The organism is Neorhizobium populisoli, from assembly GCF_019430945.1.
Taxonomy (GTDB): Bacteria; Pseudomonadota; Alphaproteobacteria; order Rhizobiales; family Rhizobiaceae; genus Neorhizobium; species Neorhizobium populisoli.
In genome coordinates, this window is record NZ_JAHYCB010000002.1 from 366545 (window position 1) to 383675 (window position 17131).

Genomic DNA, 17131 nt, shown 5'->3' on the forward strand with positions numbered 1-17131 from the left:
GTCATTTCTGACTGCGGATGCCGCGTGCGTCAATGGCGGCGGCTATCTCGTCGGCATTGCGCAGGGTCAGTATAATCAATGGCACGGCCAATGTTAGGGGTTTCGGTTTCAACCCGCGGGCGTGGTGCGCGTCGCGGATAGCCTGATACCGGTCGAGCACTTCCGGCAGGAAACGGATGACGAGGCCGATGGCGAGACCGATATCGGAGGCGGTTATCAGGCCGGTCTTTTCGAGCGGCTTCGCAGCCGTTGTGACGACCGCGATGAAGTCTCCCGTGCTGGTGGTTGCCGTTATGGTTGCGGCAAAAAGGAACAGCGCGATCAGCCGAAAAAACACCGCCGCCGCATCGACCGGGCTGTTGATAACCAGCGTGAAGACCGAAACGACGACGATGGTCAGCAGAATCACCCGCAGTCGCTGCCACGAATTGCGCCACCCGAGCCCGAGCATCGCATAAAGGCCGATGCCAGCCACGGCGGCAAATGCAAGCAACAGAGGCGAATGCAGCAGGAAGAGCAGCAGGCTGACGGCCGCGAGCCCGGCAAGCTTCAAGCCCGCCGGCAGGCGATGCAGAAACGTATCACCCTCCACATGCAGGCTTTTCATGCGGCGATCTCGCGATAACGGGCAATGACGTCGCCCGGCGGTCCGTCCGCCGCAAGCCGCCCCTCATGGAAGCACAGCACCCGGTCGAAACCGCCAATCAGGTCGAGATCGTGGCTGATGACGATGATGTTTTCCTCGAGGCCATGAATGGTCTTCTCGACGAGGCCGCGGTTTTTGAGGTCGAGCTGGTTGGTCGGTTCGTCCATGATGAGAACGTCAGGCCTGGTCACCAGTACCGAAGCAAGTGCCGCGAGCTGCAATTCGCCGCCCGAAAGCTCATGGACGCGTCGGTCGGCCAGGCGCCCGATGCCGAAACGGGCAAGAATGCCTGACACGGCTTCCTGTTTTTCGGTTTTCGACAGTTTTCGGGTGGAAAGCCCCAGCGCGATATCTTCTTTCAGGACCGGCAGGACGATCTGGTTCTGCGGGTTCTGGAAGATGAAACCGGCCAGTGCCCGCACCCGGTCACCGTCTTTGGAAGTATCGAAACCACCCACGCTCACCTTGCCGGCAGCGGGCAGAACCAAGCCATTGATCATCCGCGCAAAGGTGGTCTTGCCGGAGCCGTTGAGACCGATCACGCCGATCCGCCGCTCGGTCAGCGAAAGGGTGAGGGGATGAAGAACGGTGCGTCCCTCGAAGCGCGCTTCTGCCTGTTCGAAACGGATATCCAAGCCGGGTCCCTCGTTTTGCCGGTTCTATAGACATTAAGTGCAGAAAGGGCAAAGTGGAACTTAACATGAACATTGAAACTCAAGCCGCGGCATCCTAGTCTCTTCCCATGGCGATTCTCCTTCCGAACGATCAGGCCCGCAAAATCTTCCTCGAACGGCAGCGGCTTTCCGAACCGCCCGGCCGCGCGCTGACCAAGCTAGGGCTGTTGCAGCTCGTCGACGATCTCGGTTTCGTGCAGGTCGACAGTATCGCGACCGTCGAGCGCGCCCATCACATGATCCTCTTCTCGCGCAACCAGACCTACAAGCGCGAACACCTGACCTTGCTTCTGGAAAAGGACGGCGAGCTGTTCGAACACTGGACGCATGACGCCTCGATCATCCCGTCACGCCTGTTCCGCTACTGGAAGCACCGCTTCCGCCGCCGCGAACCGATCATTCAGGAGCGGTGGAAGAAGTGGCATGGCGAAGGCTTCGACTCTGCCTTTGAGGAAACTTTCCAGCACATCGCTGAAAACGGCGCGATCATGTCGCGCGACATGAAGGCGGAAGAGCACAAGTCCGGCGGCTGGTGGAATTGGCATCCGAACAAGACGGCGCTCGAATATTACTGGCATACCGGCAAGCTCTCGATCGCCGGCCGGGTGAATTTCCAGAAGGTCTATGACCTGACCGAACGGGTCATCGCCCAGCATCATCACGAGCCGGAAGTCGACCACGACACATTCGTCGACTGGGCCTGCCGCAGCGCGCTGGACAAGCTCGGTTTCGCAACATCCGGCGAGATCGCCGATTTCTGGGAAATCGTCACGCCGCAGGAAGCCAAGGACTGGGTGAAGGACCATCGCGACGAACTGGTCGAAATCCTCATCGAAACCGCCGACGGCAGCCGCCCGCGACCCTCTTTCGCCTTCGCCGGCTTCCCGGAACACCTCGGCGACATCCCAGAGCCGCCGGCCCGCGTTCGCGTTCTCAGCCCCTTCGACCCGCTGTTGCGCAACCGCGACCGCGCCGAACGGCTGTTCAACTTCTTCTACCGCATCGAAATCTTCGTGCCGGAGCCGAAGCGGCAATACGGTTATTACGTCTTTCCTCTGCTCGAAGGCGACCGGATGATCGGCCGCATCGACATGAAGGCGGATCGCAAGGCCGGCACGCTGGATGTGAAGAAGCTCTGGCTGGAAAAGGGCGTGCGTGCTTCGGCGGGCCGGTTGGAAAAGCTGGATGCGGAACTGCAGCGCGTGGCGCGGTTCGGCGGGGTGGAGAGGGTGAACTATGTCGACGGCTGGCGGGGGGAATAGATCAATCGTCCAGCCGGTGAACGAACGGGCCTGTTAAGAAAAGCCACAGGCGGCGCAGCAGCGTCGGCCTGTCGAGATTTTCCAGATGGCGTCGTCCCTTGAACGTCACCTCGATGCGGACTGCCGGTGTCTGGCCGGGTGTGATCGAGACAAGTCCCCTGTTCGCCGCTCGTATCAAAGCCTGACGGTCGAAATGCCGTGGGATTTCGCTTTCCAGCAGCCAAAGGGAGCCGCCATGGGCCATGAGTTGGTCCAGCACTTTCTTCATGCCTTTCATTCCGGATCATAAGCCGGCCCTGACTTTCGTGGGGCCGGCAGGATTTCTGATCCGACAACTAATCGGCATTGCAGGGTATAGCCTCCCCAATATGGGGGAGAAGACGTCTCAAACCGGCGGTTTGATGCTGGCGATCGCTGCGACGAAATCCGCCTGCCGGTTCATGCCGGATTTCTGCAAGATTGATTTCACATGGCTGCGCACGGTTTCGACGCTGACCGTATGCTGCTTTGCCGTGGCGGAAACATCGTTGCCCGCGGCAAGCGACCAGGCGACGCGGGCTTCGGCCGGGCTGAGGTCGAACAGGCCCTGGATAAGCTCGGCCGAGGGAACGCGCGAGCGGTCGACTGGCGTGACGATCGTGAAGCTGCTGGCGCGAGTGAAGATGTCGCGCGCATTGCCGCGCACCGGGATGAGATGCACGATCGCCGGCGGCGCATCGTCCAGGCGCGGCAACGGAAAGGAATGCGAATGGCCGGGGCGGGCCTGGATAGATCGCGCAATCTCTGCCTGCGCGGCGGCAAAAAGCGTGTTGGCAGGTTCATGCGCGAAACGGATCTGGTTGCCGGCGGTCAGCACGATCTGCGGCGTAAACCGTTCCATCAGCGCATTGACGGCCAGCAGCTTGCCTTCGTCGCTGAACACGGCGGAAGGCAGCCCGGTCAGCTGCAGAGCCTCGACGGCGGCGGTGATCCGCTCGAATTCCAGCCGGCTCGACATCAGCGCGGCGCGCGCCAGATGCGGCCGCAGCTGATCGAGGAAAGCGATCGAATCCTTGGTGACTGGCCCGGTTATCTTCTTTTTCTCGATCGCTACAATGAACTTGTCGCCGGTCGGCGCCTGGATGAAGGTCGACGTTCCGAGGCCGTAGCCTAAAGGCGTTAGCATCTCGGTGAAAATCGGATGCGTGTTCAATTCTTCCTCGGTGACGTATTCTGCTTCGTCGACGAAACCGTGATGGGCGATGCTGAGCAGCTTGTCCGCTCGCGTGTTTCTGTTTGCCCATCCCTCGTCGATCATCTTCTTCGACATATCCATGAGCGATGCAGACGCGAGCCAACGCGGCGGGCCGTTCGGGACGATATTGCCGAACGAAGTCCCCTGCGCACCGATCGAGAATGCCAGATCGTCGAGGACTTTTTCCCAAAGTTCCGGAAGGAACGCAGCTTCATAGATGAGATCAAGAGAACGCGTAAAATTCTGCATGACGAAATATCTTAAAAAGAACGAAGGAAGCGGCACAATGTCATCCCCTCCGTTGCCAATACGCTAACGGAGGGTTGTGATATCCAGCTACATATACCCTCGGATTACTGCTTCCACTTCAGGAAAACCGTCGAGAGCGGCGGCAGCATTACGGAGATTGAAAACTCCTTACCATGTGCCGATCCCGGCTGAGCCCAAACGTCCATCAGGCCGAAATTGGAGCCGCCATAGATTTCCGCATCGCTGTTGAACACGACCTCCCAGCGACCCTCTTTAGGTACGCCGACACGATAGCCGTGCCGCGGCACCGGCGTCATGTTCGACATTATCAGCATGTGCGACGAGCGGTCTTCGGATGTCCGCAACATGCCGTAGACGGAATTCTCCGCATCGTCGGCCACCGCCCATTCGAACCCTTCGTGGTGCAGGTCGCTGAACTGCAGCGCCGGCTCGCGGGCGTAAAGCACGTTGAGGTCGCGGATCAGCCGCTGCATGCCCGCATGCGGCGGGCTGTCCAGCAGGTCCCAGACGACCGAACCGTCATGGTTCCACTCGGTTTCCTGCGCAATCTCGCTGCCCATGAACAGTAGTTTCTTGCCCGGATGGCCCCACATGAAGCCGTAATAGGCGCGCAGGTTCGCCATCTTTTGCCAATGATCGCCCGGCATCTTGCCGAACAGCGAACCCTTGCCATGCACGACTTCGTCATGGGAAATCGGCAGCATGAAACGTTCGGAATAGGCATAGACCATCCCAAAGGTCAGGCCGCCGTGATGGTATTTGCGGTAGACCGGATCGTCTGAGATGTAATGCAGCGTATCGTGCATCCAGCCCATGTTCCATTTGAAATCGAAGCCGAGGCCGCCGTCTTCCGGCTTGCGGGTAACGCCCGGCCAGGCGGTTGATTCCTCCGCCACCGTGAAGGCATGCGGGCAGCGTTCATGGATGATGCTGTTCAGATGCTTGAAGAATTCGACGGATTCGAGGTTTTCCCGCCCGCCATATTTGTTCGGCACCCATTCGCCTTCGTTGCGGCTGTAATCGCGATAGAGCATCGAGGCGACCGCATCGACGCGCAGCGCATCCACGTGGAAATGCTCCAGCCATTCCAGCGCGGAGGCGATCAGGAACCCCTTCACCTCGTTGCGGCCGAGATTGTAGATCAGCGTGTTCCAGTCTTTATGGAAACCTTCGCGCGGATCGGCATGCTCATAGAGCGCGGTACCGTCGAACTTGGCCAGCCCCCAGACATCGGTCGGGAAATGCGCCGGCACCCAGTCTAGAATGACGCCGATGCCGGCCTGGTGGCAGCGGTCGATGAAATAGGCGAAATCTTCCGGCGTGCCGTGCCGGCCGGTCGGCGCGAACAGGCCGAGCGGCTGGTAACCCCAGGAACCGCCGAACGGATGCTCCATGATCGGCAGCATCTCGATATGGGTAAAACCGAGGCTCTGGACATAGGGCACGAGGCGCTGGCTGAGCTCGACCCAGTCGAGCGCCCGGTTGCCTTCTTCGGCAATCCGCACCCAGGAGCCGAGATGCACTTCGTAGACGGAGATCGCCCCGTCTTCGCCGCGGTTTTCGCGACGGGCACGCATCCAGTCTTCGTCGTTCCAGCGGAACGGCTTGGAGGACGCGACGATCGAAGCGGTCGAAGGCGCGGCCTCGCTGGCGCGCGCCACCGGGTCTGCCTTTTGGGCCAGGAGATTGCCATTGGCGTCGATTATCTCGAACTTGTAGCGCTCGCCATGCGTCAGGCGGGGCAGGAACAGTTCCCAGACCCCGGCCTGCGGGCGAAGCCGCATCGGATGCCGGCGTCCGTCCCAGGAATTGAAGTCGCCGACCACCGAGACGCGACGCGCATTCGGCGCCCAGACGGCAAACCGCACGCCTTCCACGCCATCGATATCCATCGGGATCGAACCGAGCGTACGGCCGAGATCGTAATGGGTGCCTTGGCCGATCAGGTGCAGGTCGAGATCGCCGAGCAGCGGCGGGAAGGAATACGGATCTTCCGTCTCCTGCACCGCATCCGGCCATTGGATACGAAAGAGATAGGGCGCCGTGCTGTTGATCCCGCCGGCGAAGATGCCGCCTTCATGGATCGGCTCCAGCTCTCCTAGTACCTTGCCCGTATCCGCCTCGATGACCGAGACGCCGAGAGCGCCGGGAAGCAGAGCCCGCACCACAATCAGCTCGCCATATTGATGCCGGCCGAGGATCGAGAATGGATCGCCATGTCTGCCATCCACAAGGGCGGCGAGGCCCTCGCGAACGGTGCCGAGCATCAGGTCTGAGCGCTCATATCTCATGGGGAAGTCTCCGATCGATCGGTGTTCGAACCTGGGTTCAGAAGTCGGGATGCAATGGCCGAGAAGCCGGCCAGTGGTAGCGGCAGCCAGTGCGGCCGGCTGCGCACTTCGTAGGCGATTTCATAAGCCGCCTTTTCAAGGAGGAAGAGGTCGAGAACCTTGTCGCGTGCTTGATTCGAAACGCGAAGCTCGTCAGAGGCCTCTACCGCATCGAAATAGGCCGTCAGGAAGGCCTGCTCCGCCCGGACGATAAACCGGTTGACCAATTCGTTGTGTCGGGCGTCCTCGACTTCGCTCACCACGTCCCGATCGAGATCGGCGGAAGCAGCAAGGTAGCTCAACGAACGCAGAAGGCCTGCAACGTCGCGCAACGGATTGGTCTTGGCGCGGCGCTCGTCGAGATCCTTGGTCGGCTCGCCTTCGAAGTCGATGATATAGGCATCGCCTTCCGCGACCAGGATCTGGCCGAGGTGGAAATCACCGTGATTGCGGGTCATCAGCGTGCCTTCGGCCGATTCCGCCAGTTTCGAGGCAATGCCGAGCAGTTCGTCGCGGCGTTCGAGAAGCACGCGCGCCTCCTGCTGCAGCGAGCCTTCCAGCCCATCGATCGTCCGCTCCAGCAGCGAGAGACTGCCGGAAATCTGGTTGATCACGTTCTGGCTCCAGCGATCGGCATCGTCCTTCTTGGCCCAAGCGGGATTGAAGTCCGGATCGTCGGTCGGCTGGGCAAGCGCCACGTGCAACTCGCCAAGCCGCGTGCCAATCGTGGCCGCAAAATTCACCAGCGGCTTGAAATGTTCGTCGGCCGCTTCGCCTTCGAGGCCGGTGACAACCACTTCGTCGATCGACCGGCGCAGGTTGCCGAGCATCCAGTTCCAGGCGTCACCCTGATTGCGGATCGCGCCTTGCACGATGATCAGCGTGTAGCGATTGCCGTCCGGTGCCGTACGGGCCACTTCGCCGAGCAACTGGGCGGTGTTCTTGTAACCGACATTGGTGAGATACCGCGTCATCTCCACTTCCGGGTGGATGCCCGGAAAGATGTGGCGGATCAGTTTCACCATCGCCACGTCGCCTAATATCAGCGAACTGTTCGACTGTTCGGCCGAAAGCCAGTGGACCTGCGTGTCCTCGTTGATGCTGGCGCAATCGAGCTGTTCGGAGCCGAGGAATTCCAGCGTGCCGGCACGACCGGAAATCACCGCCCGTTCGCAAAGCCCACGGATGACACCACGCGCCAGCCCTTCCATCGCAAAGCCGTCTGTGAGGAAACCAACACGGCGGCCCTGGCGGATGCGGGCGAGCGCCAGTTGCTGCGCCAAAGCGCTCGGCTGTGTGTCATCCCAGGCGACGGCCAGTGGCAGGAGATAGGTGTCCTTGCCGCCGCTCATGTCGACTTCGAGTTCGCAGAGGAGGATATTGCCGGCGAATGCGATTGGCGTAGCAGTCGCAACACGGGCGCCCTGCAGCACTTCGTCCTTGGAACCGAACCAGCGGCGCTTGCCGAGATAGGGCGGCAGGATGTCACGCGCGAAGGTCGAGGCGAGCCGGGGTTCATCGGCCAGTTCCTGCAGATCGCGGCGCACAACCATGGTCACCATGTCCTGCATCTGCTCCGGCGGCTCCTTGCGCCAGACCGGTCCATCCGCCTGATCGGCAAGGTGGAACCAGAAAAAGCCATAGGGTTGCAGTGTCAGCAGGTAGGTCAGTTGGCCGATCGGCGGGAAAGGCGACATACCTGTCAGCTCGATCGGCACCCGGCCGGCGAATTGCGCGAGGTCGAGTTCCACGGCCTGCGGCAGGCGCGAAAGATTGGCGACGCAAAGGATCGTTTCGCCATTGTATTCGCGCAGATAGGCAAGGATCTTGCGGTTGCCAGGCGTCAGAAAGCGCTGCGTGCCGCGGCCGAATGCCGGCTGCTTGTTGCGCAGGGCCAGCATGCGCCGGGTCCAGTTCAGCATGGAATGCGCGTCGGCGCTCTGGGCTTCGACGTTGACCGCCTCGTAGCCGTAGAGCGGGTCCATGACCGGCGGCAGGACAAGTCGCGCCGGATCAGCCTTGGAGAAACCGCCATTTCGATCCGGCGACCACTGCATCGGCGTGCGCACGCCATCGCGGTCGCCGAGATAGATATTGTCGCCCATGCCGATCTCGTCGCCGTAATAGATCACCGGGGTGCCGGGCATAGAGAGCAGCAGCGCATTCATCAGCTCGATGCGGCGGCGGTCGCGCTCCATCAGCGGCGCCAGCCGGCGGCGGATGCCGAGATTGATGCGGGCGCGGCGATCGGCGGCGTAGATGTTCCAGAGGTAGTCGCGCTCTTCGTCGGTCACCATTTCAAGCGTCAGCTCGTCATGGTTTCTGAGGAAGATCGCCCACTGGCAGTTTTCCGGAATTTCCGGCGTCTGCCGCATGATGTCGGTGATCGGGAACCGGTCTTCCTTGGCGATCGCCATATACATGCGCGGCATCAGCGGGAAATGGAACGCCATGTTGCATTCGTCGCCATCGCCGAAATATTCGCGCGTGTCTTCCGGCCACTGGTTGGCTTCGGCGAGCAGCATCTTGCCCGGATGGCTCGCGTCCAGCGCCGCGCGGATCTTCTTCAGGATGTCGTGGGTTTCGGCAAGGTTCTCGTTGATCGTCCCCTCGCGCTCGATGAGGTAAGGGATCGCATCGAGCCGGAAACCGTCAATGCCGGTATCCGCCCAGAAGCGCATGACTTCCAGCAATTCTTCGAGAACTGCCGGATTGTCGAAGTTCAGATCCGGCTGGTGGGAATAGAAGCGGTGCCAATAGTAGGCGCCGGCCACGGGGTCCCAGGTCCAGTTGGATTTTTCCGTATCGAGGAAGATGATCCGGGTTTCAGGGAATTTCTGGTCCGTATCCGACCAGACGTAGAAATCCCGTTCCGGCGAACCGACCGGCGCGTGGCGAGCGCGCTGGAACCAAGGATGCTGGTCCGACGTGTGGTTGATGACGAGCTCGATGACAACCCGCAACCCGCGCTGATGCGCGGCTTCGACGAATGCCTTGAACTCGTCGACCGTGCCGTAATCCGGGCTGACATTGGTATAGTCGGCAATGTCGTAGCCGTCGTCGCGACGCGGCGACGGGAAGAACGGCAGCAGCCAGATCGTGTTGGCGCCGAGCGAGGCGACATGGTCCAGCTTCTCGTGAAGCCCCTGGAAGTCGCCGATGCCGTCGCCGTTTCCATCGAAGAACGACTTGATATGGAGCTGGTAGATGACCGCATCCTTGTACCAGAGCGGATCGTCGTTGAACGGCTGGGATTGGCCCTGCGCCTGATTGCGGCTGCCCGTCATGTCCATTTTGTTTTCCTCCCTTATCGGACGCGCCAGATCGAGAACGGCAGGCCGTTATTCGGATCGAGCCGGATGCGTTGGACTTTGCCTGTCAGCGAGAAACGGTTGCCGCTGATGACGTCTTCCAAGGGAAGCGCGGCATGGTCCGGGAGGTTCCATGACCAGAGCGGAATTTCGACATCCGCCTCATGGGCATTGTAGGGATCGAGGTTGACGGCGATCAGCAACGCGTTCTCTCGGCCCGCACTCGTCTTCTCGAAGAACATGATATTGTCGTTCCAGGCGGTAAGAAGCTGCAGGCCGAGATGCGAATGCAGCGCCGGATTCTCGCGGCGGATGCGGTTTAAAAGTGCGATCTCACCCTTGATGTTACCCGGCCGGTCGTAATCCCAGGCGCGGATCTCGTATTTCTCCGAATCCGCATATTCCTTCCGCTTGGCATCGGGCCGGCCTTCGCAAAGCTCGAAGCCGTTATAAACGCCCCAGAGACCGGACAGCGTCGCGGCGAGTGCTGCGCGGATCAGATAGGCCGGCCGCGGTGCGTTCTGCAGGAAGTCCGGATTGATGTCGTGCGTATTAACGAAGAAATGCGGCCGGAAAAACTCCTTCGGCTCTTCGGTGGTGATCTCGCGCATATATTGCTCGAGTTCCCACTTGGCATTGCGCCAGGTGAAATAGGTGTAGGACTGCGAGAAGCCCACCTTTGCGAGACGATACATGACCTTCGGCTTGGTGAAGGCCTCCGACAGGAAGACCACATCCGGATGCCGTGAGCGGATATCGGCGATCATCCATTCCCAGAAGGGGAAGGGCTTGGTGTGCGGATTATCGACGCGGAACAGCTTGACGCCGTTATCGACCCATTTCTGCACCACGTTGCGCAGCTCCTCCCAGAGCGACGGCACGGCGTTGCTGGCGTAGAAATCGACGTTGACGATATCCTCATATTTCTTCGGCGGGTTTTCCGCGTAACGGATCGTGCCATCGGGCCGCCAGTCGAACCAGCCGGGATGCTGTTTCAGCCACGGATGGTCGGGCGAGGCCTGGATCGCAAGGTCGAGCGCCAGTTCAAGTCCTTCTTCCTTCGCCGCCTCCACCAGCCGGCGGAAATCGTCCCAGGAACCGAGTTCCGGATGGATCTCGTCATGGCCGCCGGCTTCGGAACCGATCGCATAGGGGCTGCCGGGATCTTCCGGCGCCGGCGTCAGTGTATTGTTCTTTCCCTTGCGGTTTGTGGTGCCGATTGGGTGGATCGGCGGGAAATAGAGAACATCGAAGCCCATTTCCCGGATTGCCGGCAGGCGGCGGATTACATCGTCGAACGTGCCGTGACGATGCGGATCGCCGCTCTGGGAACGCGGAAAGACCTGATACCAGCTGGCAAAAGCCGCCGCCGTACGCTCCGCATCGACAGGGATCACCGGCGAGCGCACCTTGTGCGGCCGGCGGTCGGCTTCCGCCATCAGCTCGGCCGTCCTGGGATCGAGCAAAGTTTCGATCCGCTGATCGTCCTGCTGCGCTGTCAGCTTGTCGAACAGAACCTTGAGCTGCGTCTTCAGATCGCCCTTGGCATGATCCCCCTTCACGTGATCCAGGGCATCGAGGACAAAGTTGATGCCCTCCTGGATTTCCAGTCGAAGATCGAGCTTTGCTTCATGCTTCTTGGTTAATTCATAGCGGAAAATCTGGAACGGGTTCTTCCACCCCTCGACGACGAATTCGTGCCGGCCCATCCGTTTCAGCGGAAATTCCGCCTGCCAGCGGTCGTTGGCGACGAGCTGCATCGGCACCTCGTTCCAGTCGGTCTCGTCGGCAGCACGCCACAAAAGAGCAGCAGACAGCGGATCGTGTCCGTCACCGAACACATCGGCTTCAACTTTCACCACCTCGCCGACCACGCGCTTGACCATAAAGCGGCCATCATCGACGACCGGTGTAATTTTCTCGATCGCCAGTCGCGGCGTGGAAGCAGCCTCGCTGGCGCTCGGAACCGAAACCGCTCCGACGACCGGCGCCGAAGAGCGGCCTTCGAAAATGCGCAGCTCACCCGGCTTCAGCTTCAGTTCGCCGGTAAAGATGTCGCTCTCGTCGTCCAGCCCCGTCAATGGCAGGAACGGTGCGGCGGCTTCGCGCAGAACATTGTAGGGTGCGGTCGTCACCTTGCGCAGGTCGCGGTTCAGCACCACGACACGGATTTTCTCCGATGCCCGGATATCCTCCTGATCGGTCTGCAGCAGCGCCACGGCCGGCGTCTGGCTGGACGAAATCAGTCTGAGCGGCTGGCGGGCAAACCCGGCTGCCGTCTTGTTGATCGAGGCGTTGATGGCCCGGATATCGCTCGAAAGGTCGAACGATCCCTGGTCGCGCATGCCCCGCAGACCCGCGCCATCGCCGGCCAGCGGATCGAGCGGAATGGCGGCACCATATTCGAACCCCATCGGGATCATCAGCCCGCTTGCGAAGGTCGAAGCGAGTTTCAACGCCCGGATTGCCCGGCGCTGCAGAACTTCGGTTCCATCCGTGCCATGCGCCATACGCTTGCCGAACGGCGCTTCTGGGAAAGTGACCTGGTATCCGATCTCCCGCTGGATCTGGTATTCATCCATGATCCAGCGTTCTTCGAGATTCCACCAGGCAAACGACGAAAAGCTGCCGTCGAAACCGGCGCCGATCAGCCCCTTGCGATCCTCGAAACTGCTGCCCGGCGTCCAGGCCAGAAAGGCGGTTTCCGGTGCCGATTTGCGGGTGGAAACGATCAGATTATACCAGGCTTCCGGTGCGACCTTGCCGATGCCGAGGCAGCGGAAACCGGCAACGCCAAGCTCCGTCAGCCGCGTCAGCCGCCTGCGCCAATCTTCGATATGCCGGGCTTCCTGCAGGAAATCGACCTTGCGGCTTTCGCTCTCCTGCGGCTTTCGGCGGGGATCGGCGATCACCGGCCCGCGATGCGCCGCATCCGTCGCCACCCGATCGATGACGAGATCGAGCATCAGCTTGATCTTGCTTTCGCGGGCGGCGGCCACGAGTGCGCTGATCGCTTCCTCGATATTCTCACCGAGCCCGAGCTGCGGATCGAGCCGGTCAAAATTCTTCGTGACGAAGACGCTGGCATTCTGCCCCCGCTCGAAAAGCGGGGCGCTCAAAACCGTGTCAAAGCCGAGATCGCGGGCATGCGCAAACGCCTCCCGCCATGCATCCAGCCCTTTGAGCATTAGGGGATGCACGTAATATATCTGGGGCGGCAATTGGGAGAGTGAACTGGAGGAAGCGAATTGCGGGCGCGTGTTCATCGGTTTTGCCTTGCCGTGTTCGAGCCAAAGGTTGGTCGTCTAACTGCATGGCAGCGGCAGTGGTTCCGATAAATATGCCTCAAGGTCTCGTTTTGGACTGGATCTACGGCTGAATTCGCTACCGAAGGCGTTGAAGCAGAACGGCAATCCCGAGTTGTGATGGCGCAAGAGTTTGGATTAAGAAATTTGAGCAAGCGAGCAAAAAAGAAGGCCGGGACAAAGCCCGGCCTTCTGATATTGCGGACCGCAGGCGGTACCACCATCGGCCGTCATGCTCGGGCCTGTCCCGAGCGTCTATCCACGCCGAACATGTCGAACCCGGCTTAGACCCTCGCCACAAGGGCGAGGATGACGTCGAGCATCTGGCTACTTGCGCTTACTGCTTCTCCAGCTTGCCGATTTTTGCCCACTCTTCCCAGCGCTTGGTATCCATCGTCGCGTAGTCTAGCGTCGCTTGCGGGCTTTCCAGGGTCATCGGCTCGCCGCCATTGGTACCCACGAACTTGCGGGCCTCCTCGCTGGTGGTGACTGCGGTCATCGCTTTGTACATCGTGTCGATGACAGCTTTCGGCGTGCCCTTCGGCGCCGCGAGAACCCACCAGATGCGGACGTCGACATTCGGCACGCCTTCTTCCGCGAAGGTCGGGATATCCGGCACCGACGAAATGCGCTTTGCCGTCGACACGGCCAGTACGCGCAGGGTTCCGTCGCGCGAGCGGGCAAGTCCGAAGACCGGGTCGCCGATCGTGTAGTCGATCGAACCGCTGGCGAAGTCGTTGAGCGCGTCGGCGGCGGTCTTGTAACGGACCTGCTGGGTCTGCAAGCCGCCAGAATTGACCTTGTACATCTCGCCGAGGATCGTCGATGGGAAGTTCGATGTGGAATAGGATGCCTTGTCGCCCTTTTCCTTCATCGCCGCCGTCAGCTCGGAAATGTGCTTGTAGGGCGATTTGGCATTGACCAGCATCATGAACGCCTGGCTGAACACCGGTGCGATATAGTCGAAGTCCTTGAGCGGATCATAGGGCGGGTTGTTGAAGATGTAGGGCGCCGCCGTCAACTGGTCGGCGGAGGCGATCAGCAGCGTATAACCGTCCGGCTTGGCGTTCTTCAGCGCCACGACCGAAAGGCTACCGAGGCCGCCCGGCTTGTTGTCGACGAGAAAGGTCTGCTTCATATGTTCTTCCAGCTTCTTGGCGAAGAAGCGGGCATAGACGTCGGCGCCGCTGCCGGCAGGGAAGCCTGCGATCAGCGTCACGGGCCTGTTGGGAAAATCGTCGGCCGCGGCCAATATGCCGGGTGACAAGACTGCGGAAAATACGAGCGCCATGGCGCCAGCGAAAAATTTCTTCACTGCACTCTCCTCCTGAGTGAGGACCGCTCATCGGGGATGAGCCGGTCTATAACCATGCGGACAGTCTCCTCCAGTCAGCACAGCCATGTAAGGAAGCCATATAACGCGAGGGTCGTCAAACACTCTCCATGCGGGAAGCCTTGCAAGGCCCAAATCTAATGACTTCGGTGCCCGCGCTTATGCTGCAACGTTTCCGTGGATGTTTTTAAGGCAGTTTTGTCCGTCTCTTCAGCTCCGCCGCGACCAGAAACGGCTCAATGCCCCATGCGCGCCCTCGATCGGATCTGACGCTGGAAGCGGCAGCTCGGCAATGGTGGCAAGCTGCATTTCGCTTGCCGGACCGGTCTGGATGTCCGCCTGCTGGCCTGGCGGATATCCGCCGACAACCAGGAAATCGCGGCTGGCTTCGATGCGCCGGTGACCGGTGCCGGCCGGCAGCACGAGGCAGTCGCCGGCGATCAGGCTCAGTTCCGCGCCATCCGGTCCGCCGATCAGTAGCCGTGCTCGGCCGCCGGCAATGCCGAGCACTTCATGGGCGCCGGTGTGATAATGCTGGTAGTCGAACACACCGTTTCGCCAAAGCCCCTGCCAGCGGTTCTCCCGAAACTTCGCCTCGAATTTCGGCGCCATCTCGCCTTCTGCCGGAATGGCGTTGCGATAGACCAGCACCGGCAGGTGTGGATGGTTCGGCACCCAGTCGCTGGGTTCGAAAAAGATGGTTTCGACGGTGAGTTCGCGGGTTGGCATTGTCGGTTCGAGGCTGGGGTCGAGACGGGGCGGGGTGATCCTAATGCTTCGACTCACGGCCGAAATCCTTTCGAAGCTCATCCTTGGCTTTCTCCAGCGTGGCTCGGCGGGATTTGGAAAGCTGGTCGCCGGCGCGGTTGATGTAGAAATTCAGCATCGACATGGCGGAGCGGAACGGGCTCGATTTTCGCCTGTGGCTCGCCTCGGCGGAACGCTTCAGCGAATGGGCGATCTTCTTTGCGCTGCGCTGCGCTGCTTGAAGACGCCGTCCTTGAGGTCCATCGCATCGCTATGCTCGGTCACATCCTGCGACCATTTCCTGGTGGGCATCCTGATCTCCCTGTAAGAATTTGGGATCGCTTCAGAACCAGTACCGAACGGCAATGTTCCGGCATCGTAAAATCATGAGAATGGCGCTAAGCCTGATACCGAAAAATTCTGGGAGGAAAACGGATGACCAAACTCAAAGTGGCGATGATCGGGCTCGGCATGGCGGCGGGGCACCACGCCCGCTCACTACTGGATCTTTCGGATCGCGTTGAATGCGTGGCGGCCTTCAGCCAGACCGCCGCCCGGCGCGAGGCCTTTGCCGCGCAGTTTCCGGCAATCCCGACCAGCGGCGATCTCGATGCGATCTTCGCCGACAAGTCGATCGAGGCGGTCCTGATCCTCACGCCCCCGAGCAGCCACCTGGAACTCGTCCAGCGCGCTGCGGCCGCCGGCAAGCATATCCTGCTGGAAAAGCCGCTCGATATTTCCTGGGAGCGCTCGGAAGCGATCGCCACGGCGGCCAAGGATGCCGGCGTCCTGCTCGGCATGGTTCTGCAGAACCGTTTTCGTGCCGCCGCGCTGAAACTCGACGAGATCGTCAAATCCGGTCGTCTCGGCGAGCTGGTGGAAGCCTCCGCCGCGATCCGCAACTGGCGCCCGCAAAGCTATTACGATGTCGAAGGTCGCGGTACGATGGCCCGCGACGGCGGCGGCGTGCTTCTCACTCAGGGCATCCACACGATCGACCTGCTGTTGAGCTATGCTGGCACACCGAAGGACGTCTCCTCCTTCGTCCGCACCAGCCCGATCCACAGGATGGAGACCGAAGACCTCGTCGCGGCCTGCTTCTCCTTTGAAAACGGCGCGATCGGTACCCTGAACGCCACGACCTCGGCCTATCCTGGTCTGCCGGAGCGCGTCGAACTGCTTGGCACCAAGGGTTCGGCAGTCATCATCGGCGACAGGCTGGATGCGGCATTCATGGATGGCACGACCGAAACCGTCAGCAATGAAAACACCGGAAGCGGGGCAGGGGCCGATCCCATGGCTTTCGGCCATTCAAACCACCGTGCATTGATCGCCAACTTCATCGATGCGGTTCAGAACAAGGCACCGCTCCGTGTCGATGGCGACGATGCCCTGAAGGCGCATCGTTTTATCGGCGAAATCCTGAAGGCAAGCCGCTGATGGCAACCTAAAGCCCAGCTGCCTTGCGCAGCTCCTCAGCCATCCGGCTGCGCCAGTCCTTGCCGGAGGCCTTGAATTTCTCGAGCACATCGGGATCGAGCCGCAGTGTGACAGCCACTTTCGGTGCCTCGACCTTGGGGCGGCCACGGGCGGCGATCGCTTTTTCCATCTCCTCGGCGATTTCGGGAAAGACTTCCCGGAAAGGGCGGGCACTTTTCAACTCTTCCTCGGTCCAAGGAGGATTATCGGAAACCTCGTCCCAATCTTCCTTGGTATAGCCGCGGCCCGGCTGGAATTCGGTTTGCTTCTGGGCCTTGATATTCATTCGATAAGGCTCCTTTCGTCTTTGCGAGCTGGGCGCATTGAAATGACAGAAAGCGCTTCCGAACCCAGCACCACAAAGATCGCCGCGATCGTTCCATCCTTCAGCTTGCCGATCGCTTTATAGCGACCTCTTTTTGCCGGGACAGTAACCGCGGATATGAAAAACTCGAAGGTCAGATCTCCGAAATCGAGATCGTGCTTTGTGATATTCGCAATCCGCTTTCGTTCGTCCCAAACGATCTTCATATTATTCGT

Annotated in this window: 13 protein-coding genes and 1 pseudogene; 2 read left to right on the forward strand and 12 right to left on the reverse strand. The window is 60.6% G+C overall.

Going from position 1 to position 17131, the window contains the following annotated elements; translation table 11 throughout:
• Position 1 precedes the first annotated feature (1 nt).
• Positions 2 to 607, reverse strand: coding sequence for a CbiQ family ECF transporter T component (locus tag KX729_RS05955; RefSeq protein ID WP_219741517.1), 606 nt, complete (start codon positions 605 to 607; stop codon positions 2 to 4).
• Positions 604 to 1281, reverse strand: a complete 678-nt coding sequence (locus tag KX729_RS05960; RefSeq protein ID WP_219741518.1) for an energy-coupling factor ABC transporter ATP-binding protein — start codon at positions 1279 to 1281, stop codon at positions 604 to 606. The genes KX729_RS05955 and KX729_RS05960 overlap by 4 nt, the downstream gene beginning before the upstream one ends.
• Positions 1282 to 1388: 107 nt before the next feature.
• Here KX729_RS05960 and KX729_RS05965 point away from each other — a divergent pair, with 107 nt between their 5' ends.
• The gene (locus tag KX729_RS05965; protein WP_219741519.1) at positions 1389 to 2582 is read left to right on the forward strand and encodes a winged helix-turn-helix domain-containing protein; all 1194 of its coding nucleotides are present in this window, start codon (positions 1389 to 1391) and stop codon (positions 2580 to 2582) included.
• A 1-nt stretch (position 2583) separates the two neighbouring features.
• On the opposite strand, the gene KX729_RS05970 is transcribed toward KX729_RS05965, so the two are convergent.
• The 8 genes and pseudogenes from KX729_RS05970 to KX729_RS06005 form a co-directional block, all read right to left on the reverse strand.
• Positions 2584 to 2850 (reverse strand): hypothetical protein, encoded by a 267-nt coding sequence (locus KX729_RS05970; RefSeq protein WP_219741520.1) that lies wholly within the window; start codon positions 2848 to 2850, stop codon positions 2584 to 2586.
• A 117-nt stretch (positions 2851 to 2967) separates the two neighbouring features.
• Positions 2968 to 4065, reverse strand: a complete 1098-nt coding sequence (locus KX729_RS05975; protein WP_219741521.1) for a helix-turn-helix transcriptional regulator — start codon at positions 4063 to 4065, stop codon at positions 2968 to 2970.
• 104 nt (positions 4066 to 4169) lie between these two features.
• Positions 4170 to 6377 carry a 1,4-alpha-glucan branching protein GlgB gene (gene glgB, locus KX729_RS05980; protein WP_219741522.1) on the reverse strand — a complete coding sequence of 736 codons (2208 nt, stop codon included), beginning with the start codon at positions 6375 to 6377 and terminating at the stop codon, positions 4170 to 4172.
• A complete protein-coding gene (gene treS, locus KX729_RS05985) occupies positions 6374 to 9709 on the reverse strand; it encodes a maltose alpha-D-glucosyltransferase (protein ID WP_219741523.1) in 3336 nt (1111 codons plus the stop codon). Before treS ends, glgB begins: the two co-directional genes overlap by 4 nt.
• Positions 9710 to 9723: 14 nt before the next feature.
• Positions 9724 to 12993 carry a maltotransferase domain-containing protein gene (locus tag KX729_RS05990; protein ID WP_219741524.1) on the reverse strand — a complete coding sequence of 1090 codons (3270 nt, stop codon included), beginning with the start codon at positions 12991 to 12993 and terminating at the stop codon, positions 9724 to 9726.
• Between the two features lie 376 nt (positions 12994 to 13369).
• Positions 13370 to 14347, reverse strand: coding sequence for a Bug family tripartite tricarboxylate transporter substrate binding protein (locus KX729_RS05995; RefSeq protein WP_219741525.1), 978 nt, complete (start codon positions 14345 to 14347; stop codon positions 13370 to 13372).
• 228 nt (positions 14348 to 14575) lie between these two features.
• The gene (locus KX729_RS06000; protein WP_219741850.1) at positions 14576 to 15094 is read right to left on the reverse strand and encodes a cupin; all 519 of its coding nucleotides are present in this window, start codon (positions 15092 to 15094) and stop codon (positions 14576 to 14578) included.
• A 40-nt stretch (positions 15095 to 15134) separates the two neighbouring features.
• Positions 15135 to 15424: pseudogene (locus KX729_RS06005) on the reverse strand (DUF3175 domain-containing protein).
• Between the two features lie 123 nt (positions 15425 to 15547).
• Between KX729_RS06005 and KX729_RS06010 the strand changes: the two are divergent.
• Entirely contained in the window at positions 15548 to 16552 is a 1005-nt protein-coding gene (locus KX729_RS06010; protein WP_219741526.1) for a Gfo/Idh/MocA family protein, read from the forward strand.
• 7 nt (positions 16553 to 16559) lie between these two features.
• Here KX729_RS06010 and KX729_RS06015 read toward each other — a convergent pair whose 3' ends face one another.
• Together KX729_RS06015 and KX729_RS06020 are read right to left on the reverse strand one after the other, a co-directional pair.
• Positions 16560 to 16877 carry a BrnA antitoxin family protein gene (locus KX729_RS06015; protein ID WP_219741527.1) on the reverse strand — a complete coding sequence of 106 codons (318 nt, stop codon included), beginning with the start codon at positions 16875 to 16877 and terminating at the stop codon, positions 16560 to 16562.
• A complete protein-coding gene (locus KX729_RS06020) occupies positions 16874 to 17122 on the reverse strand; it encodes a BrnT family toxin (RefSeq protein ID WP_219741528.1) in 249 nt (82 codons plus the stop codon). Before KX729_RS06020 ends, KX729_RS06015 begins: the two co-directional genes overlap by 4 nt.
• Positions 17123 to 17131 lie beyond the last annotated feature (9 nt).